Annotated in this window: 19 protein-coding genes; 4 read left to right on the top strand and 15 right to left on the bottom strand. The window is 70.5% G+C overall.

From position 1 onward, the window contains the following. Window positions 1–242: 242 nt before the first annotated feature. The 13 genes from ACFY0D_RS18760 to ACFY0D_RS18700 form a co-directional block, all read right to left on the bottom strand. Window positions 243–884 carry an OmpA family protein gene (locus ACFY0D_RS18760; RefSeq protein ID WP_390799297.1) on the bottom strand — a complete coding sequence of 214 codons (642 nt, stop codon included), beginning with the start codon at window positions 882–884 and terminating at the stop codon, window positions 243–245. Window positions 885–888: 4 nt separating this feature from the next. After that, window positions 889–1,482, bottom strand: a complete 594-nt coding sequence (locus ACFY0D_RS18755; RefSeq protein ID WP_390799296.1) for a hypothetical protein — start codon at window positions 1,480–1,482, stop codon at window positions 889–891. A gap of 31 nt (window positions 1,483–1,513) precedes the next feature. Beyond that, window positions 1,514–2,164: a pilus assembly protein TadG-related protein gene (locus ACFY0D_RS18750; RefSeq protein ID WP_390799295.1), complete on the bottom strand. Its 651-nt coding sequence runs from the start codon at window positions 2,162–2,164 to the stop codon at window positions 1,514–1,516. Next, window positions 2,164–2,409 carry a hypothetical protein gene (locus tag ACFY0D_RS18745; protein WP_390799294.1) on the bottom strand — a complete coding sequence of 82 codons (246 nt, stop codon included), beginning with the start codon at window positions 2,407–2,409 and terminating at the stop codon, window positions 2,164–2,166. Before ACFY0D_RS18745 ends, ACFY0D_RS18750 begins: the two co-directional genes overlap by 1 nt. 110 nt (window positions 2,410–2,519) lie before the next feature. Next, the gene (locus ACFY0D_RS18740; RefSeq protein WP_390799293.1) at window positions 2,520–3,206 is read right to left on the bottom strand and encodes a response regulator; all 687 of its coding nucleotides are present in this window, start codon (window positions 3,204–3,206) and stop codon (window positions 2,520–2,522) included. 3 nt (window positions 3,207–3,209) lie between these two features. Continuing rightward, window positions 3,210–4,100 (bottom strand): DUF5936 domain-containing protein, encoded by an 891-nt coding sequence (locus ACFY0D_RS18735; protein ID WP_301374512.1) that lies wholly within the window; start codon window positions 4,098–4,100, stop codon window positions 3,210–3,212. A gap of 19 nt (window positions 4,101–4,119) precedes the next feature. Then, entirely contained in the window at window positions 4,120–5,058 is a 939-nt protein-coding gene (locus tag ACFY0D_RS18730) for a type II secretion system F family protein (protein WP_390799292.1), read from the bottom strand. Further along, window positions 5,055–6,398, bottom strand: a complete 1,344-nt coding sequence (locus tag ACFY0D_RS18725; protein WP_301366960.1) for a CpaF family protein — start codon at window positions 6,396–6,398, stop codon at window positions 5,055–5,057. The genes ACFY0D_RS18730 and ACFY0D_RS18725 overlap by 4 nt, the downstream gene beginning before the upstream one ends. Next, window positions 6,395–6,769 carry a TadE/TadG family type IV pilus assembly protein gene (locus tag ACFY0D_RS18720; protein ID WP_390799291.1) on the bottom strand — a complete coding sequence of 125 codons (375 nt, stop codon included), beginning with the start codon at window positions 6,767–6,769 and terminating at the stop codon, window positions 6,395–6,397. The genes ACFY0D_RS18725 and ACFY0D_RS18720 overlap by 4 nt, the downstream gene beginning before the upstream one ends. Before the next feature lies 1 nt (window position 6,770). After that, window positions 6,771–7,142 (bottom strand): TadE/TadG family type IV pilus assembly protein, encoded by a 372-nt coding sequence (locus ACFY0D_RS18715; RefSeq protein ID WP_390799290.1) that lies wholly within the window; start codon window positions 7,140–7,142, stop codon window positions 6,771–6,773. Window positions 7,143–7,145: 3 nt separating this feature from the next. Continuing rightward, entirely contained in the window at window positions 7,146–8,420 is a 1,275-nt protein-coding gene (locus ACFY0D_RS18710; protein WP_390799289.1) for a CpaE family protein, read from the bottom strand. 7 nt (window positions 8,421–8,427) lie between these two features. After that, window positions 8,428–9,129 carry a Flp pilus assembly protein CpaB gene (cpaB, locus tag ACFY0D_RS18705; protein WP_329099344.1) on the bottom strand — a complete coding sequence of 234 codons (702 nt, stop codon included), beginning with the start codon at window positions 9,127–9,129 and terminating at the stop codon, window positions 8,428–8,430. A gap of 48 nt (window positions 9,130–9,177) precedes the next feature. Continuing rightward, entirely contained in the window at window positions 9,178–10,083 is a 906-nt protein-coding gene (locus tag ACFY0D_RS18700; protein ID WP_382547759.1) for a hypothetical protein, read from the bottom strand. A gap of 434 nt (window positions 10,084–10,517) precedes the next feature. Here ACFY0D_RS18700 and ACFY0D_RS18695 point away from each other — a divergent pair, with 434 nt between their 5' ends. Beyond that, window positions 10,518–12,221, top strand: a complete 1,704-nt coding sequence (locus ACFY0D_RS18695) for a chitinase (protein ID WP_390799288.1) — start codon at window positions 10,518–10,520, stop codon at window positions 12,219–12,221. A 125-nt stretch (window positions 12,222–12,346) separates the two neighbouring features. Beyond that, window positions 12,347–13,684, top strand: coding sequence for a M14 family metallopeptidase (locus ACFY0D_RS18690; protein ID WP_390799287.1), 1,338 nt, complete (start codon window positions 12,347–12,349; stop codon window positions 13,682–13,684). A gap of 70 nt (window positions 13,685–13,754) precedes the next feature. On the opposite strand, the gene ACFY0D_RS18685 is transcribed toward ACFY0D_RS18690, so the two are convergent. Both ACFY0D_RS18685 and ACFY0D_RS18680 read right to left on the bottom strand, forming a co-directional pair. After that, complete coding sequence (locus ACFY0D_RS18685; protein ID WP_390799352.1) at window positions 13,755–14,165, bottom strand: RidA family protein; 411 nt, start codon at window positions 14,163–14,165, stop codon at window positions 13,755–13,757. Between the two features lie 56 nt (window positions 14,166–14,221). Beyond that, the gene (locus tag ACFY0D_RS18680; RefSeq protein WP_390799286.1) at window positions 14,222–14,974 is read right to left on the bottom strand and encodes an IclR family transcriptional regulator; all 753 of its coding nucleotides are present in this window, start codon (window positions 14,972–14,974) and stop codon (window positions 14,222–14,224) included. A gap of 286 nt (window positions 14,975–15,260) precedes the next feature. Here ACFY0D_RS18680 and ACFY0D_RS18675 point away from each other — a divergent pair, with 286 nt between their 5' ends. Both ACFY0D_RS18675 and ACFY0D_RS18670 read left to right on the top strand, forming a co-directional pair. Beyond that, on the top strand, window positions 15,261–16,547 hold the full coding sequence (locus tag ACFY0D_RS18675; RefSeq protein WP_390799285.1) for an amino acid deaminase: 1,287 nt from the start codon (window positions 15,261–15,263) through the stop codon (window positions 16,545–16,547). 10 nt (window positions 16,548–16,557) lie between these two features. After that, window positions 16,558–18,156: an amidohydrolase family protein gene (locus ACFY0D_RS18670; protein ID WP_390799284.1), complete on the top strand. Its 1,599-nt coding sequence runs from the start codon at window positions 16,558–16,560 to the stop codon at window positions 18,154–18,156. The last annotated feature ends 14 nt before the right edge of the window (window positions 18,157–18,170 follow it).

Here is an 18,170-nt window from a genome sequence, read left to right as displayed (position 1 = left end):
ACGGTCGAGGGGGTCGTACGGCAGCTGTACCTCCGGTCGCCGGCGACGACGAGCGACGCCCGGGCCGGGATACACCCGCGGCAACGGCTCCACCGACCGAGGGACTGCGTCATCGGTCCGTCTGTCACGGTGACGCGCAGACGCCCAGCCGCCCGAGAGCACGGCCTTGCGTCCCTGCGCGGAGATCTACGCACACGAGGTGCGGCCCGGCGCTACCCGGACACCGGGAAGCCGTCGGCCCCTCAGCCACCGCCGGTACTGCGGGGGAAGGTGATCTCGACGCGGCGGTTCTTCTTGCGGCCTTCCTCCGTGCTGTTGTCGGCGATCGGGTAGTCCTCGCTGTAGCCGCGGACGTCGAAGACGACGTTCGGATCGGTGACGGTCTTGGCCAGCTCGGCCTGCACGGCATCGGCGCGCTGCTTGGACAGCTCCTTGCCGTGCTCGTAGCTGCCCTGGTCGTCGGTGAACCCGAAGACGCGGATGCGGGTGGCTTTCTGCGTGTTGATCTCGTTGGCGATGGCCTGGATCCGGGCGGCGGCCTGCGCGTTGAACACGGCACTGTTCTCCGGGAACAACACCTCCGACTGCAGCGCCATCATGACGGTCTGATTGGTCTCCTGCCGCCGCTGCTCCCCACCGAGATCCTCGACGACCTCGGCGATGTCCAGCACCTTGATGGGGGCGAGCGTCCCACCCTGCGGGATCTTGAGCCCGGGGGCGTTGGAGTCGATCTGCACGGGTGCGGAGGCGGATGGCTCGGTGCCGGGGGGTACGGACGGCTTGACGTCGTCGGCGTAGGCGGCAGTGGCGCCGATGAGGTGCCCTCCAGCGACAACGAGTGCAGACACTATGACAGTTGCAGCTACTTGATGGCGTGTAGTCATGGGGTCACCCAGAGATTTTGACAGCGGCCGTGGCGAAGGTCGGGAGGCTGAATTCCACCTCGTTGGTAGAAGCCGGCGGTGCTGGGAACTGGGCAAAGAAGGGGATCACTTGACCGGCATCGACGCTGGAGACCCCGGTTGTGCACAAGCACCTGGACTCCGTGTCTCGAAGCACGTAGTAGCGCTTCTTGCCGACCTTGTCGACCAGTGTTGCACCGGCGACCGACTCTCCAGTCCCCTTGAGCTCGATCCCACGCCAAGCAACGGTGTCCTTGTACGACTGACTACCCGTGTTCTTGATCTGCCCGGTCACGGTGAGGAAGCCGCCGGGATCGCGACGCGCGGAGTTGATCAGCAGGGTCATCCCGGTCTGTCCGTTCAGCGTGGCGATGACCTCGGTTGGCTCTGAGCCCTGGTTAGCACTCGGCGCCGGGTTCTGAGATCCAGATCCTTGAGACTGCAGCGTCGAGGACTTCTGCGGCTCCTTCGGCTTGTTGCTGTCTCCGTCGCCACCGCAGCCGGCCAGCGTGAGGGCCATGACCGCCGCACATGCAACGGCCATTCCCCCACGGACCTTCACCACGCGCCGAATGCTCATCTATGAACGCTTCCTTGTCTCTCGTTCCTTGTCAGCCGACGAGTCGCACACTGAACAGTTTTTTGGTCAATGCACTGAGCGAGCCTGGCTTCGACGGATCCAGTTCGACCGGCTCCCCATTGCACGTGAAGTTCACCGTTGGCGGAGTAGGCGTAGGGGCCGGCGACTCGGCCCCGGCCGTCGAGGTGGGAGTGGGAGTCGGGGTGGCAACCGCGCCAAGTCGACACTTAGGCTCGATCAAGGCCGTGGCTGTTGCGGTGCTATGCATGCTGCCGGTCTCAGGAATCACTGACTCTCCGACTGTCCCGTTCGTCTCCACCGTGACGGTGAACCTCGGGAGGCGGGAGGGATCACAGCCTGTCGCCTTTGCATCGTTCTTCGCCGCGAAGGCTTCCGCCGCCGCGCAGGCTCCACCAGCCTTGAAAAAGACCCCATCGACGATCTTCTGCCAGTCCGCAGGCTTCAATGCGGCGAGGTCGAGACCGAGCAGTACCGCGTCCCTGGCCTCACGCCCAGCAGCCAAGGCGGCAGCGTCCGCGGCCCCCTGGGCGTCGCTTCGCCTGACTGACGCCTGACCGATGACGAAGAAGGCGAGCGCGGCGAAGAGCAAACCCGCCACGACGACTACGTAGATGGGAAACGCCTGCCCCCGGTCACGCCCATGATTCCCCCTCGTATCCACTAGCCGGCTTTGATATCCGTCACCGCCTGCTTGATCCGCTTCGTGATCTCCGATCCCACCCCAGAACCGACGATCGCTCCAACGATCACCACGACCACCAAGATGATGCCCAGGTATTCGAAGGCGGTCTGGCCGCGGTCGGGGTTCGCGTGGCGCTTGCGGAGTCTCGTCACGGCCGAGTCCGTCCAGCCGTTCACCCTGATCCGTGCCTCCACGGCGGCCTTCAGCAGCGTGTTCTGTGACATGGGGGTTCCCTCCCGGGCCGGTACCGGTGTCGATCTGCGGACGGTACGGCGAGTCACCAGTCGTCACCAAGGGTCCCGGGGCCCAATTACGGACCCACTGCGCACTCTGTCTACCCATGACCGGTCACTCCTGGACGGGCGGTTCCCAGCCAGCGGGCTATCGCCTCGCTGCGCGTGGCGCTCTGGAGCTTCGCGAAGATGCGGTTGATGTGGTTCTTGACCGTCTTCTCGCTGATGAAGCAGGCCGCCGCGATCCGCTGGTTGCTCATCCCGGACGCGATCAGATCCATGATCTCCACCTCCCGGGAACTCAGCCCGAAGACAACAGAGTTGTGCATCCGCTCAGAAGACTGTGCCACAACTCGTTGCGGATGCGAAGAGGCCCGGAGCTCCGCGAGCAGTGCGCTCGCCGCCGTCGGCGTGAAGTGGGGGCGGCCCAGCGGGACGTCGCGTACCGCCCTCCGCAGGTCGTCCGTCGTGAACTCGCCGTGTACGAGATAGCCGCCGGCGCCCAACGACAGGGCCTCGCAGATGATTTCGGCTTCCCTGCTGTACGTCAGCATCAGTACGGGAGCCAGCCGCACCAGGTGCGGCAGCGCGGAGATCCCGTCCACGCCCGGCATCCGGACGTCCAGCAGGATCACGTCCGGGGCGTGCCGGCGGGTCAGGCTCAGGGCTTCGCGGCCGTCCGCCGCCTGGGCGATGACGTCGAGGTCCTCGGCCGTGCACAGGATGGCCGCCAGGCCCGCCCGGATGACCGGGTTGCCGTCCGCGATGAGCACGCTCAGCCGGGCCATGGCTCAGCCACCCCCGAACAGCGCGTCGAAGTCGACGTTCGCGCCGTACACGAAACCGCAGACGAGCAGGATCAGCGTGCCCGGCAGCATGAACATGGTCACGGCGAACGTCGCCTTGGGGACGGCCCGGGCCGCGCGGCGGCGGGCGTTCTGGGCATCCGTGCGGCGCATGTCCTCGGCGATCGCGATCAGGGTTTCGACGATCGGCGAGCCGAGCTCCTCGCCCTGCTGCAGGGCCGTCACGAACTGCGCGACCTGTTCGCTGTCATTGCGGCGGCGCAGTTCGTCGAAGGCCTGGCGGCGGCTGACGCCCATGTTCATCTGCTGCAGTGTGATGCGGATTTCGTCGGCCCAGGGGCCTTCGTACTTGTCCGCCACCCGCTCCAGCGCCTGCCGGAAGCCCAGCCCGGCGCTGACGACGACCGCGAGCACGTCCAGGAAGTCCGGCAGGGTGCGTTCGATGTGGTCGCGGCGGACCCGGATCGCCGACCACAGGCCGGCCTCGATCCAGAACAGGCCGAAGGCCACCATGAGGAGTGCGGCGACCAGCTGACCGTTGATCAGCATCGAGAAGGCGCCGAGGGCGCCCAGGGCCCCGTACACCGCCCGCCGGGCCGCGTAGCGGTCGATCGTGAGGCCTGCCGGGTTGCCCGCCATGTCGATCTGGCGGCGCTTGCGGGCCACGCGCGCCGGCCCCATCAGGCGCAGCACCGCCGGGGCCCAGCGGATGCCCATCCGGTCCACCAGGGAGCCGACGGCCGTCGTACGGGTGGCACCGACCTCCAGGGCGAGCGCGAGGTCCGTGGGCAGCTTCACGTCCGCGCGGTAGAGGCGGATGCCGTGGAACGCGCCGAGGACCGACAGGGCCACGGCCAGTGCGAGAAGGAGTCCGATCATCGTCCCGTCCGCCCCCTCACACGTCGATCTTCGACAGGCGGCGGATGAGGATGAACCCCAGGGCGAAGAGGCCGAGGGCGATGAGTACGGCCGTCTGGCCGATGAACGCGCCCGTCATCCGGTCCAGCGCGCCCGGCATCATCAGGTCGACCATCAGCAGGGACCCGAGGCCGATGGCGGGGACCAGGTACGCCGTCACCGTCACCTGGGAGAGCTGCGTACGGATCTCCCTGCGGGTCTCCTTGCGCTGCTCCAGCGTCACCGTGAGGTTGCGCAGGCTGTCCACGATCGCGCCGCCCGCGCGGGCGGACAGGACGAGCGTGGAGACGAGGACGACCAGTTCGCGGGAGGGCAGGCGCTCGGTGAGTTCGCCGAGGGAGTCGTCGATCGAGTGGCCGACGGCGAGGCGGTCGGCGACGCGCGCCAGCTCCTCGCCGGCCGGTGCCTCCAGCTCCTCGGCGGCGATGCCGATGGCCGTACGCAGGGCCAGTCCGGCCTGGGTGGCGTTGGCGAGGATGCGGGCCAGGTCCGGGAGTTGGTTGATGAACCGTTCCGTACGGCGCGCCCGCTGCCAGTTGAGGAAGGCGTTCGCCGCCCAGATGCCGATGGCACCCGCCACCGGGCCGAAGAACGGTGCGAGGAGGGAGGAGGCGATGAGCCAGACCCCCGCGATCGAACCCAGCATGTAGACGAAGAACTCGCCGGGGGTGAGGTCCAGGCCGGTGGTCGCCAGCTTCAGCTCGATCCGGCGGCCGAGCTTCGTCTTGCGCAGCCGCCGGTCTACCGTCGGGAAGCGGCGGCGCCGGCCGACGGGCTCCGGGACACCACTCGCCGAGAGGCGTTCGATGAGGGCGGCGCGCTGGGCGCGGCCGGCCATGTACGCCTGGAGGCCGGCGACGACCAGTACGCAGGCGAGCAGCGTGGCGCCGAGGGTGGCGAGGACGAGTGGGTTCACAGGGCGGTCCGGGTGATGCGGGCGGTCAGGGGGTCTTCCGGCGCGACGCCGAAGGCCTGCGGGATGGGCTGGTTGTTCATGTAGAGGCGTTCGGCGATCCTGCGGGGCAGCGGGTAGTACTCGAAGTAGCCGCGGACGCGGCCGTCCGCCCCCATCGGCTGGGCCCCGAAGCGGCAGACCGTGGTGATCCGGAAGGGCTCGCGGCCGTGCGATTCGAGGACGGAGATCTCGGTGATGCGGCGCGAGCCGTCGCCGAAGCGGGTGAGCTGGACGATGACGTTCACCGCACTGTTGATCTGGTCCTGCAGGGCCTCGAAGGGGATCTCGACCTCCGACATGGAGGCGAGGGTCTGCAGGCGCATCAGGGCGTCCGAGGAGCTGTTGGCGTGGACGGTGGCCAGGGAGCCGTCGTGGCCGGTGGACATCGCCTGGAGCATGTCGAGGGTCTCGCCGCCGCGGACCTCGCCGACGATGATGCGGTCGGGGCGCATGCGCAGGGAGTTGCGGACCAGGTCGCGGATGGTGATCTGGCCCTTGCCCTCCACGTTCGCGGGGCGGGATTCGAGGCGGATGACGTGGGCCTGCTGGAGCTGGAGTTCGGCCGAGTCCTCGATGGTGATGATGCGTTCGCCCTCCGGGATCAGGCCGGAGAGGGCGTTGAGGAGGGTGGTCTTGCCGGTGCCGGTGGCTCCGGAGACGATCACGTTCATCTTCGCCGCGACGAGGCCGGAGAGCAGGAGCAGCATCTGCTCGTCGAGCGAGCCGAGGGCGATCATCTCGTGCAGGGTGAAGGCACGCGGGAAGCGGCGGATGGTGAGGGTGGCGCCGGTCAGGGAGAGCGGCGGAATGATGACGTTGACGCGCTCGCCGCTGGGGAGCCGCGCGTCGACCATCGGGTTGGCCTCGTCCACCCGCCGGTTGACGGTGGAGACGATGCGTTCGATGGTCTGCATCAGCTGCTCGTGCGAGGCGAAGCGGATGGGGAGCTGTTCGACCCGGCCGGCGCGTTCCACGTAGATGTGGTCGGGGCCGTTGACCATGATTTCGGAGATCGAGGCGTCTTCGAGGAGCGGTTCGAGCACGCCGAGCCCGAGGGCCTCGTCGACGACGCGGCGGATCAGCTGGGCGCGTTCGACCGTGGAGAGGACGGGGCCTTCGCGGCTGATGATGTGGCCGAGTACGCGTTCCAGGCGCGCCCGGCGCTCGGCGGGCGCGAGCGCGGACATCTCGGCGAGGTCGATCTCCTCCAGCAGCTTGGCGCGGTAGGAGGAGACGAGGCGTCCGTCCTCGCGCGGGCTGTGGCGGTCGTCGGGGGTGTTGACCCGGGAACGCAGGCTCATGGTCCGGTCACCTTCGGGTCGTCGTTGGGCATGACCGCCGTGGCCACGGCGTCGTCCAGGTCGAGTCCTGGGACGATGGAGTTGATCTCTATCGTCGCCACTGCGGTCACGGCATCCGCGGTCTTGGAAATCTTGACCTTCGCTCCGAGGCCGGTTCGGACGGCCGCCGCCCCCGCCGCCTCACCGCCCTCGCCGTTACGGGCCTCCACCCGAGCCGCCGTACGGGCTGCCGTGTCGGCCTGCTCGTGGACGTACGCCACCCAGCCCAGCTGGATCCCGCAGAGGGCGACGAACAGCAGGATCGGTACGAAGCCGATGTACTCGATCGCCACCTGGCCCCGGTCGGAGCGCCACTTCCGGTTCCGGTTCATGTCACTCCCTCTCCATCGCCGCACCGGCCGTGCCCGTGATCTCGCCGAAGTTGAGCCCGGGGTAGAGGACGGGAATCTTGAGCGTCACGGTCGCCTTGTAGATGTCGCCCGAAGGAACGCAGTCCGCGCGCATGCCCCACGCGGGCGAGATGTGCTCCTCCGCGGCAGCCTTACAGGCGTCGCGATCTCCCCCCTTCGCCACCGCCCCCGCCCGCGCCGCCTCGTCCGCCGCGTTGCCCGCCAGCGAGAAGGCGTACCCGATCAGTACGCACTCCCACACCGCCGCCACGAGCAGCAGGATCAGCGGCACCGTGCCCACGAACTCGATCGCCACCTGGCCCCGGTCCCCGCGCCCCGGTCTGCGGGCGGGCATGCCTCAGCCCTCCCGGCCGCGGCGCAGGCGGGCCACCGGGCCCGTCGCGCGGACCGCGAGCGAGGCGCCCGGGGCGGTGGCGGCGGACGGGGCGGGGTCCGGGGTGGACAGGAGGCCGAGTTCGCCGGCCAGGGTCCACAGGGCCTGTTTGACCGTCGAGCGGTTGTCGAGGTCCTGGACGCGGCCCGCGTCGACCACGGCCTGGAGTTCCTTGAACGCGGCCGGGACCGGGGTGCGGGTGGCGCGGGTCTTGGTGATCTTCTCGATCAGGGCGGGCTGGATCTCGGTGTGCTTGCTCCAGCGGTTGACGACCATCGCCGTGTCCTCCGCCTTGCGGACCTGGAGCCGTTCCCACATCCGGACCATGCGCTTGGCCGCCCGTACCGCGACCACGTCCGGGGTGGTGACCAGCACCGCCACGTCCGCCATCTCCACGGCCGCCGCGTTGGCCCCGGTGACCTGGGTGCCGCAGTCGACGACGACGAGTTCGTAGCGGCTGCGCAGGGCTCCGACGATGTGCCGGGCGGCCCGGTCGTCGACCTCCTCGCCGCGTTCCCCGTCCGCCGGGGCGAGGAGCAGCGCGAGGCCCGAGGCGTCGTCGTAGACGGCGTCCTGGAGGACCCGCGGGGAGATGTCCTGGATCCCGGCGAGGTCGGCGATGGAGCGCCGGAACTGCACGTCGAGGTACGAGCCCACGTCGCCCGCCTGGAGGTCCAGGTCGACCAGTGCGGTACGCCGTCCCGAGGCGGCCGCGGCCAGCGCGAACTGCACGGCGGTGAAGGTGGTGCCCACGCCGCCCTTGGCTCCGGTGACGGTGACCACCCGGCCGCCGGGGCCCGTGAACACGTCGGCGGCGGCGCCCCCGCCCAGGTGGCGGCGTACGCCCACGGACCACTGGGCGGCGGCCTGGACGCGGGCGGCGAGTTCCTCGTAGGAGAGCGGGAGGCCGATCAGGCCGCGCGCGCCCGAGTCCATGGCGGCGGAGAAGAGCCCCGGCCCGGCGTCCGAGGAGATCAGGACGACGCCCACCGCCGGGAAGCGCAGGGCGACTTCCCGGATGAGCTCCAGGGCGGGCACCGGGCCGATCCGCTCGTGGACGAGGACGACCTCGGGGAGTTCGTCGATGGAGTCGGCGGCCAGCCGGGCGAGGGTGTCCAGGAGCGTGGTCGCGTCGGGGACGGGGGCGGCCGGCTCGGCGGCCGGGAGCTGGCTGAGCAGTGTCACGATGGCGCGCGCGGCGTCCGGGTCGCCGACCGCGGGGAGGATTCGGGTGGTCATCCGGGCCTCACCTGTCCCCGTCGAGGGTGTACGTGCGGTCGCCCGGGGCGGGCGCCGAATCGGTGCCGGGGGCCACCAGGGCCAGGCGTACGTGCTCCGCGAAGGACTCGGCGTACGCGACGCGCTGGGTGTCCTTGGTGCTCAGGGCGAAGGTGATCGGAACGGCCTCGGCGGGGCCCTTGCGGTCGCTGTCCTTGTCCAGGGCGGTGAGCTTGCCGACGCCCAGGACCCGGGCGTTGGCGACGATGATCACCGATCGCGAGGGATCGGTGTCCTTGGCGCCCTTGAAGGTGGCGAGGATGTTGACCTTGGCGCCGGAGGTGATCTTCCCGGCCACGCCCGTGGCCGCGTCGATCATGATGGCGATCTCCTGCTCACCGGGCTGCAGCTGCGGCCGGTCGACGAACATGTCCGCCTGCAGCAGCGAGCCCTTCTTCAGTGTGGTGAGGGCGATCTTGTCCTTGAGTGCGCCGAGGTCGGTGACGGCGGTGTCGGAGAGCCACCGTTTGGGGATCCTGACCTCCTCGAACTGCCCGGCCGCCAGCGGGCTGTACGGGGCTATGTCGCCCTTGGCCCGGTACGCGACGACCTCGGCGCCGACCTTGGAGTTGACGTCGCCGATCACCACGAGGACTCCGGCGAAGGCCCCCAGTGCGCACAGGACCGACAGGAGCAGCAGGATGACGCCGCGGCGCTGGCGTGAGTTCATGGGCCTTACCTACCTCGCCGTTCTTCATTCATTCGTGCGTTCGAGTGATCAGGGTCTGGAACGGGCGGTGCTCGCGGGCGGCGGCGGTGCGGTGAGCGGTGCCGCGCAGAACCCGCAGCGGTCGCCGATGAGTTCGAGCCCGCACCAGCGGCACTCCTCCCGGCGGACCGAGGCGACGAGCTGGTAGAGCACGGACAGGTCCGGGATGCCGGCGGCGAACTCGACGAGTTTCGGGGTGCCCCACCAGCCGGGGGACGCGGCGGGCAGCGGGTTCTCCAGGACGCCCTGGACCTGCCAGGCGGGGGCCAGTTCGGCCGTGACCCAGTCGGAGGTGAGCTGGCCGCGGGCGAAGGTGAGGTGCGTGGCGAACTCGGGGCCGGCCGGCAGCACCGCGCCGCGGGGGCCGTGGGCGCCCCCGCCCTGGGATCCGCCGCCGCTCAGTTTCGCCAGGTGCGGTTTCGGGTGGGCCATGACGGCGAACTGCGCGCTCGGCGACCAGGACCTGGCGTGCGCCCCCAGTCCGACCGGGACCCGGACCCGGTCGAGTTTGGCGACCGAGCCCAGCAGGGCGCCCGCGTAGATGTAGTGGGACAGCAGCCGGGCCGCGGAGGCGATGATTCCGGGGCTGAAGTCGCAGACGCTGAGCTGGCGCAGCTGACGGGCCAGCAGGGCCGTTCCCAGCGGCGGCAGATCGATGCCGAGGAGCGCGATCCGGTCGGTTTCCAGGATGGCGCGTACGGTGTGCAGACGCTGGACGGTGGAGCGGGGGAGCCAGGGCGGTACGAGGGCCACGAGGTGGCCGTGCCGCTCCAGCAGGGCGCCCGTCTCGGCGAGCGCGGACTCCAGGTCGAGCTGCTCGGGCGGGTGCAGTAAGGCGGCCCCGGGTGTGTGCCGGTCAGGGGCCGGAAGTACCAGATCGGCGCTGGTGACAGCGATGGCGGTCGGCACGCGCATTCCCCCGTTCCCCCACGTACACCCCGCACGTACGCCCCGTACGCCGCGGGCACTTCACGTGCCCGACGCGCGCTCGACACGGACCCGGCACGGACCTGACGCGGACTCGACGCGGATTCGATACGGACTTTTCGCGTCCGCTCCCGCACTGCGCGACCGCATCCGATCGACCCGCTCCCCCTTGCCCCAGCACCATATCCGCGTCGCCCCTGGCGGGGCAGGGCCTTGAAGATTCCCGTGCTACCAGCACATGTCACAGGTGGCGGAAACCCGGACAACAGGGATCGCATAGCGGGCCATTTCAAGCCACATCGCGAAGACTCTTGACACGGGGATTGGTCTGGACCAACTTGGCAGCCAACGCCTTGAGTCGGACCCACCCCACTCGGTCCGCCTCTCCCCACACCCCTCTTCCTCCCCCCACCGGAGCCCACGTGAACCGCATACGCTCCCTCGCCCTCCCCATCGCCGTCACCCTGGCCGCGGGCGCCCTGTCCGCCCTCGCCGCCGGTACCGCACAGGCCGCCGACGTGAACGTCGCCCGCAACGGCGGCTTCGAGTCCGGTCTCGCCAACTGGTCCTGCACCGGCGGAACGGGCGCCTCCGTCTCCTCGCCGGTCTACGCCGGATCCGGCGCCCTGAAGGCCACCCCGGCGGGCCAGGACAACGCCCGCTGCAGCCAGACCGTCACGGTCAAGCCGAACTCGACCTACACACTGAGCACGCAGGTCCAGGGCAGTTACGTCTACCTCGGCGCGACCGGGACCGGCACCCAGGACGTCTCCACCTGGACGCCCGGGTCGGGCGCCGGCTGGCAGAAGCTCTCCACCACCTTCACCACCGGCCCCGGCACCACCCAGGTCACCGTCTACACGCACGGCTGGTACGGCCAGCCGGCCTACGTCGTCGACGAGTTCAGCGTCTTCGGCCCGGACGGCGGAGGCGGCACCGACCCCGGCCCGTCGGTCCCCGGCGCACCGGCCGGAACGGCCGTTTCCGGCCAGAGCGCGGGCGCCCTCACCCTTTCGTGGAACGCGGTCAGCTCGGCCACCGGCTACTACGTGTATCAGGACGGCGTCCGCGTCAAGACCGTGACCGGCGGCGCCGCCTCGACCCAGATCACCGGGCTCGCGGCCTCGACCTCGTACTCCTTCCAGGTGAGCGCGTACAACACGGCGGGCGAGGGCCCGAAGTCCGCCCCGGTGACCGGCACCACCACCGGCACCGATCCGGGTCCGGGCCCCGGCCCGGGTGTCCCCAAGCACGCGCTGACCGGCTACTGGCAGAACTTCAACAACGGCGCGACCGTCCAGAAGATCTCCGACGTCTCGGCGCAGTACGACATCATCGCCGTCTCCTTCGCGGACGCCACCACCACGCCCGGCGCCATCACCTTCAACCTCGACTCGGCCGGCCTCGGCGGCTACACGGTCGCCCAGTTCAAGGCCGACATCGCCGCGAAGAAGGCGGCCGGCAAGTCCGTCGTCCTCTCCGTCGGCGGCGAGAAGGGGACCATCACGGTCAACGACTCGACCTCGGCGAACAACCTTGCGAACTCCGCGTACGCCCTGATGCAGGAGTACGGGTTCACCGGGATCGACATCGACCTCGAGAACGGCCTGAACCCCACCTACATGACGCAGGCCCTGCGCTCTCTGTCATCAAAGGCCGGCTCCTCGCTCGTCATCACCATGGCCCCGCAGACGATCGACATGCAGTCCACGCAGGGCGGCTACTTCAAGACGGCGCTGAACATCAAGGACATCCTCACCGTCGTCAACATGCAGTACTACAACAGCGGCTCGATGAACGGCTGCGACGGCAAGGTCTACTCCCAGGGCTCGGTGGACTTCCTCACCGCGCTCGCCTGCATCCAGCTGGAGGGCGGCCTCGACCCCTCGCAGGTGGGCATCGGCGTCCCGGCCTCGCCCAGCGGCGCGGGCAGCGGCTACGTGTCCCCGACGATCGTCAACAACGCCCTGGACTGCCTGACCAGGGGAACGAACTGCGGCTCCTTCAAGCCGTCGAAGACCTACCCCGGTCTGCGCGGCGCGATGACCTGGTCGACCAACTGGGACGCCAAGGCGGGTAGCGCTTGGTCGAACTCGGTGGGTCCCAAGGTCCACGGACTCCCGTAGGCGGTACGTGTAGGGGTGGCCGGATCGGTACGGCCTGCACAGCGTGTCCTTGACCGGGACATGCCACGAGAGCACGCTGTGCGCGTCCGCACGGCTACCCCCACACTCCCGACCCAGGAGAACGCATGCGGCTCCATACCCGCCGGAGGGCCGCCCTCACGGCGGCCCTGCTGGCGCTCGCGCTGGGCGCACCCGCCTACGGCATGAGCGCGACGGCTTCCCCTCCGCCCACCCCTTCGACCGCCACCCAGGACGAGGCGATCGTCCAGTACCGGATCCACGGCCCCTCCACCGCCACCGACCGCACCGCCCTGCTCCGTACGGGCGTCTCGATCGACGAGGTGGACGACCACACCGTCGTGGTCAGTGCCGACACCATGCAGGCCAAGAAGCTGAAGGCGCTCGGCTACAAGCTGACCGCCCTGCCCGGGCCCCCGGACCGCTCGCTGCCCGGCATCGCGGCGAGCCCGATGGACTTCCCCTCGGCGGACTCGAAGTACCACAACTACGCCGAGGCGACGGCGGAGATCAACCAGCTCGTCGCGCAGTACCCCGCGATCGCGAGCAAGCAGGTGATCGGCAAGTCGTACCAGGGCCGGGACCTCTTCGCCATCAAGATCAGCGACAACGTCGCGACGGACGAGGCCGAGCCCGAGGTGCTCTTCACCGCCCACCAGCACGCCCGTGAGCACCTGACCGTCGAGATGGCGCTGTACCTGCTCAAGGAGTTCACCTCCAAGTACGGCAGCGACTCCCGGGTCACGGGCGCGGTCAACGGCCGCGAGATCTGGATCATCCCGGACCTCAACCCCGACGGCGGCGAGTACGACATCGCCACCGGCTCCTACCGCTCCTGGCGCAAGAACCGCCAGCCGAACTCCGGCTCCTCCTACGTCGGCACGGACGAGAACCGCAACTGGAACTACAAGTTCGGCTGCTGCGGCGGCTCCAGCAGCAGCAAGAGCTCCGAAACCTACCGGGGCGCCTCCGCCGAGTCGGCGCCCGAGGTGAAGGTCGTCGCGGACTTCGTCCGCAGCCGGGTCGTCGGCGGCAAGCAGCAGATCAAGGCCGCCATCGACTTCCACACCTACAGCGAGCTCGTCCTGTGGCCCTTCGGCTGGACCTACAACGACACCGCCCCGGGCCTGACCGCCGACGACCTCGCCGTCTACAAGAAGATCGGCACCAGCATGGCGGCGAGCAACGGCTACACGCCGGAGCAGTCGAGCGACCTGTACATCACGGACGGGACGATCGACGACTGGCTGTGGGGCAACCAGAAGATCTTCTCCTACACCTTCGAGATGTACCCGGAGAGCGGCGGCGGCGGCTTCTACCCGCCGGACGAGGTCATCGACCGCGAGACCGCGCGCAACAAGGACGCGGTGCTCCAGCTGCTGGAGAACGCGGACTGCATGTACCGCTCGATCGGCAAGGAAGCCCAGTACTGCGCGACGCCGTGACCGGCTGACCGTGTGAAAGGGGGCGCCCCACCGCCAGGGGGGCGCCCCGCCCGCATGTCCGGGATCCGCCTCAGCCGAGCACGGCGAGGGCGTCGATCTCGATGAGCAGCCCGGCCGGCAGGCCCACGTACACGGTGGTGCGGGCGGCGGGGGCCTCCTTCAGGCCCTGCTCCTCGAAGTAGGCGTTGTAGATGCCGTTCATCTCGGCGAAGTGCCCGGTGTCGGTGAGGTAGACGCGGATCATCATCACGTCGTCCCAGCCCGCACCGCCGGCCTCCAGGACGGAACGGACGTTCTCCAGCGTCTGGAGGGTCTGCTCGCGCAGGGTCGGCCCGGCGGGGGTGGGCGGCTGCCCGTCGACGTGCGGGAGGAAGCCGACCTGGCCGGCGACCTGGAGGATGTTCCCCTTCCGCACCCCGTGCGAGAACTTCGCGGGCGGGGCGGTGTGGGTGCCGGGCGTGATGGCGATCTTCTCGGTCACGTTCTTCTCGGTCACGTTCTTCTCAGTCACGTTCTTCTCGCTCACGTTCTTCTCGCTCACGTGCTCTCCTGTACTCCTGAGTAGTCCTGGCTGATGGCTTCGGCGGTACGCAGCACCTGCGGCAGCAGTTCGAGCAGCCCCTCGGCGGAGACGACCACACCCGGCGCGGACACCGACAGCGCGGCGACGACCCGCCCGTCCGGCCCGTGCACCGGCGCCCCGAGGCAGTTGACGGACTCCTCGTGCCCGCCGAGATCGGTCGCCCAGCCCTGCTCCCGTACGAGGTCCAGCTCGCGCAGGAAGGCCGCCGCGTCCGGGGTCGAACGGGCGGTGTAGCGCGGGTACTCGATCCGGCCGGCGAGGGCCCGGAGCTCGGCCTCGGGCAGGTCGGCGAGGAGCAGCTTGGCAACGGCGGCGACCGTGAGGGGCACGGGCCTGCCGATGCGGGAGTACATGCGGACCGGGTAGCGGCTGTCGACCTTGTCGACGTACACGACCTCGTCGTCCTGGTGGAGGGCGAGGTGAACGGTGTGCCCGGTGGCCCGGTTCAGCTCGACGAGGTGGGGGTGCGCGATCTCCCGGACGTCCAGGTTCTCGATGGCCTCGGCGGCGAGCGCGAAGAGCTGTGCGCCGAGGCGGTAGCGGCCGTCGGGGCAGCGGTAGACGAAGCCGCGCTCGTGCAGGGTGCGCAGGAGGCGCAGCGCGGTGCTCTTGTGCACGCCGAGCTCGTCGGCGACCTCGCCGAGGCCGGCGGGGCCCTTCGCGAGCAGCGGCAGGATCCGGAGCGCCCGCTCCACCGACTGGCTCATGCCGCGTCCTTTCGTGACCGTCACTGCGAACGCCGGCTCCGGCGGCACCCCGGGCTCCGCCCGGACCTGCGCCTCAATCGCCGGCGAGGCTCGGTTTGGCCACGCCCGGACCTGCAAGCTCGCGCCGGCACAGATTCAGCCTCGCCGGCGATCGAGGCGCGGGGTTCGGGGGCGCAGCCCCCGCGGCGGCGCCGCACGTTGACCCGCCGTCACCCCGGATGTTAGACAGCATGCAGCGGCACACGCAACGACTGTTGCACAACACGCAACCCCCGGAGGCACCCGCATGGCCAGCGACAGCGACCCCGTCAAGGACCTCGCCGACGAGCCGGTCGACCACCGGTTCAAAGGCCTCCCCCCGGACGCCCAGACGCACGGCCTCACCGTCGGCCGGCTCGCCGCCGAGCGCCGCGACCTGTACACCGGCGGCTTCACCACCCCCGTCCTGACCCTCGACGCGGACGCGCTGGAGCACAACCTCGCCGCGCTCGGCGCCTACGCCGCCCGTCACGACCTGGCCTTCGCCCCGCACGGCAAGACCTGCATGTCCCCGCAGCTCTTCCGCCGCCAGCTGGAGCACGGCGCGTGGGGCATCACCGCCGCCGTCCCCCACCAGGCCCGCGTCTACCGCGCCTTCGGCATCCAGCGGATCTTCCTCGCCAACGAGCTCGTCGATCCCGCCGCCCTGCGCTGGGTGGCCGGCGAGCTCGCCGCCGACCCCGGCTTCCGCTTCGTCTGCTACGTCGACTCCGTGCGCGGGGTCCACCTCATGGACCGCGCCCTGCGCGACTCGCCCGCCGTCGTCGACGTCGTCGTCGAGCTCGGCGCCGGCGAGGGCGCCCGTACCGGGGCCCGTACCGAGGAGGACTGCCGCGCCGTCGCCGACGCGGTCGCCGCCACCGCCACCCTGCGCCTGGTCGGCATGGGCGGGTACGAGGCCGAGGTCCCCGGCGCCGACCCCGAATCCGTCCACGCGTACCTGCGCCGGCTCACCGCGCTCGCCGTCGAGTTCGACAAGGCGGGCCGCTTCCCCGCGGACCTCGACGAGATCGTCGTCAGCGCCGGCGGCTCGGCCTGGTTCGACGCGGTCGCCGACGTGTTCGCCGAGCTCCCGGAGCTCTCCCGCCCGGTCCTCAAGCTGCTGCGCTCCGGCGCGTACGTCTCCCACGACCACGGCTGGTACACCCGGCTGACCCCCTTCAACCGGCATCCGGAGGAGGGCGGGCTGCGCCCGGCGTTCCGGCTGTGGACCCAGGTCGTCTCCCGTCCCTCCCCCACCCAGGCCTTCGTCAACGCGGGCAAGCGCGACATCGCCTACGACCTGGGCCTGCCCGAGGCCGAGCTCGTCCGCGACGCCCTCACCGGCGTGGAGCGCCCCGCCACCGGCGTCCGCGTGGTCAAGCTGTCCGACCAGCACGCCTGGCTGGAGACCGACTCGGCCGAGGACGTGCAGGTGGGCGACTGGGTGGCCCTCGGCATGTCCCACCCCTGCACGATCTTCGAGAAGTGGCCGCTGATCCCGGTCGTGGAGGCCGACGGCACCGTCACCGACTACGTCCGCACCTTCTTCTAGGCGCGGTCCGGTGGACCTGGTCATCCGGGGGGCCCGCGTCGTCGACGGCACGGGCGGGCCCTCGTACACCGCCGACGTCGGCGTCCACGAGGGCCGGATCACCGAGATCGGCAGGCTCCCGGGCGGCGGGCTCCGGGGCGGCGGGCGCCGGACCCTCGACGCGCACGGGCTCGCCCTCGCCCCGGGCTTCGTCGACATGCACGCCCACAGCGACCTCGCCCTGCTCCGCGACCCGGACCACAGCGCGAAGGCCGCGCAGGGCGTGACCCTCGAAGTCCTCGGCCAGGACGGCCTGTCGTACGCGCCCGTCGACGACCGCACCCTCGGCGAGGTGCGGGCCGCCATCGCCGGCTGGAACGGCCCCGGCGACGACATCGACTTCGACTGGCGCACGGTCGGCGAGTACCTCGACCGGCTGGACCGCGGCTTCGGCGGCGAGGGCATCGCCGTCAACGCCGCCTACCTCGTCCCGCAGGGCACGGTCCGCGCCTACGCCCTCGGCTGGGACGACCGCCCGGCCACCGCGGCCGAGCTGGACCGGATGCGCCGGCTCGTCGCCGACGGCCTGGCCCAGGGCGCCGTAGGCCTGTCCTCCGGCCTCACCTACACCCCCGGCATGTACGCCACGGGGGCCGAACTGACCGAGCTGTGCCGGGTCGTGGCCCGGTACGGCGGCTACTACTGCCCGCACCACCGCAGTTACGGCCACGACGCGCTGGCCGCCTACGCCGAGATGGTCGCCCTCACCCGGGAGGCCGGCTGCGCCCTGCACCTCGCGCACGCCACCATGAACTTCGGCGAGAACCGGGGCCGGGCCGGCGAACTGCTCGCCCTGCTCGACGCGGCACTGGCCGGGGGCGCCGACATCACCCTCGACAGCTACCCGTACACCCCCGGCTGCACCACCCTCGTCGCGCTCCTGCCCGGCTGGGCGAACGAGGGCGGCCCGGAGGCGGTCCTGGCGCGGCTGCGCGACGGCACCCAGGCCGAGCGGATCCGCCACGCGCTGGAGGTCGAGGGCTCCGACGGCTGCCACGGGGTGCCCGTCGACTGGTCGACGATCGAGATCTCGGGCACCGCCGACCCCGCCTACGGCCCGTACGTCGGCAGGCGCCTGGACGGCTGGGAGACCGCCCGAGGGCTCCTGCTCGGCGACCGGCTCGCGCCGACGATCCTCCAGCACGTCGGGGACGAGGAGAACGTCCGGGCGATCATGCGTCACCGGGTCCACACCGGCGGCTCCGACGGCATCCTCCAGGGCGCGAAACCGCACCCGCGCGCCTACGGCACCTTCCCGCACTACCTCGGCCACTACGTCCGCGAACTCGGGCTGCTCTCCCTGGAGGAGTGCGTGGCCCACCTGGCCGGCCGCCCCGCCGCGCGCCTGCGGCTGCCCGACCGGGGCCTGGTCCGCGTGGGATACCGCGCCGACCTCGTCCTCTTCGACCCGGACACGGTCGCGGCCGGGTCCACGTACGAGCGGCCGCGCGTGCTGCCGACCGGTGTCCCGCACGTCCTGATCGACGGGCGTTTCGTCATGCGCGACGGGCGCCGGACGGACGTGCTGGCCGGACGCTCGGTGCGCCGAACCGCCCGCGATCTTCGGTAGATCCGACATCTACG

Origin of the sequence: Streptomyces sp. NPDC001502 (assembly GCF_042894785.1) — a bacterium.
In the GTDB taxonomy this organism is placed as follows: domain Bacteria; phylum Actinomycetota; class Actinomycetes; order Streptomycetales; family Streptomycetaceae; genus Streptomyces; species Streptomyces kutzneri.
This window is presented reverse-complemented; position numbering and strand designations above follow the sequence as displayed.

Excerpts from the sequence above, each read along its gene's own strand:
- ACFY0D_RS18745 (WP_390799294.1), bottom strand. The coding sequence starts at position 2,409 with ATGTCACAGAACACGCTGCTGAAGGCCGCCGTGGAGGCACGGATCAGG.
- ACFY0D_RS18725 (WP_301366960.1), bottom strand. The coding sequence starts at position 6,398 with ATGAGCCTGCGTTCCCGGGTCAACACCCCCGACGACCGCCACAGCCCG.
- cpaB (WP_329099344.1), bottom strand. The coding sequence starts at position 9,129 with ATGAACTCACGCCAGCGCCGCGGCGTCATCCTGCTGCTCCTGTCGGTC.
- ACFY0D_RS18690 (WP_390799287.1), top strand. The coding sequence starts at position 12,347 with ATGCGGCTCCATACCCGCCGGAGGGCCGCCCTCACGGCGGCCCTGCTG.
- ACFY0D_RS18760 (WP_390799297.1), bottom strand. The coding sequence starts at position 884 with ATGACTACACGCCATCAAGTAGCTGCAACTGTCATAGTGTCTGCACTC.
- ACFY0D_RS18680 (WP_390799286.1), bottom strand. The coding sequence starts at position 14,974 with ATGAGCCAGTCGGTGGAGCGGGCGCTCCGGATCCTGCCGCTGCTCGCG.
- ACFY0D_RS18700 (WP_382547759.1), bottom strand. The coding sequence starts at position 10,083 with ATGCGCGTGCCGACCGCCATCGCTGTCACCAGCGCCGATCTGGTACTT.
- ACFY0D_RS18755 (WP_390799296.1), bottom strand. The coding sequence starts at position 1,482 with ATGAGCATTCGGCGCGTGGTGAAGGTCCGTGGGGGAATGGCCGTTGCA.
- ACFY0D_RS18740 (WP_390799293.1), bottom strand. The coding sequence starts at position 3,206 with ATGGCCCGGCTGAGCGTGCTCATCGCGGACGGCAACCCGGTCATCCGG.
- ACFY0D_RS18715 (WP_390799290.1), bottom strand. The coding sequence starts at position 7,142 with ATGCCCGCCCGCAGACCGGGGCGCGGGGACCGGGGCCAGGTGGCGATC.
- ACFY0D_RS18675 (WP_390799285.1), top strand. The coding sequence starts at position 15,261 with ATGGCCAGCGACAGCGACCCCGTCAAGGACCTCGCCGACGAGCCGGTC.
- ACFY0D_RS18720 (WP_390799291.1), bottom strand. The coding sequence starts at position 6,769 with ATGAACCGGAACCGGAAGTGGCGCTCCGACCGGGGCCAGGTGGCGATC.
- ACFY0D_RS18710 (WP_390799289.1), bottom strand. The coding sequence starts at position 8,420 with ATGACCACCCGAATCCTCCCCGCGGTCGGCGACCCGGACGCCGCGCGC.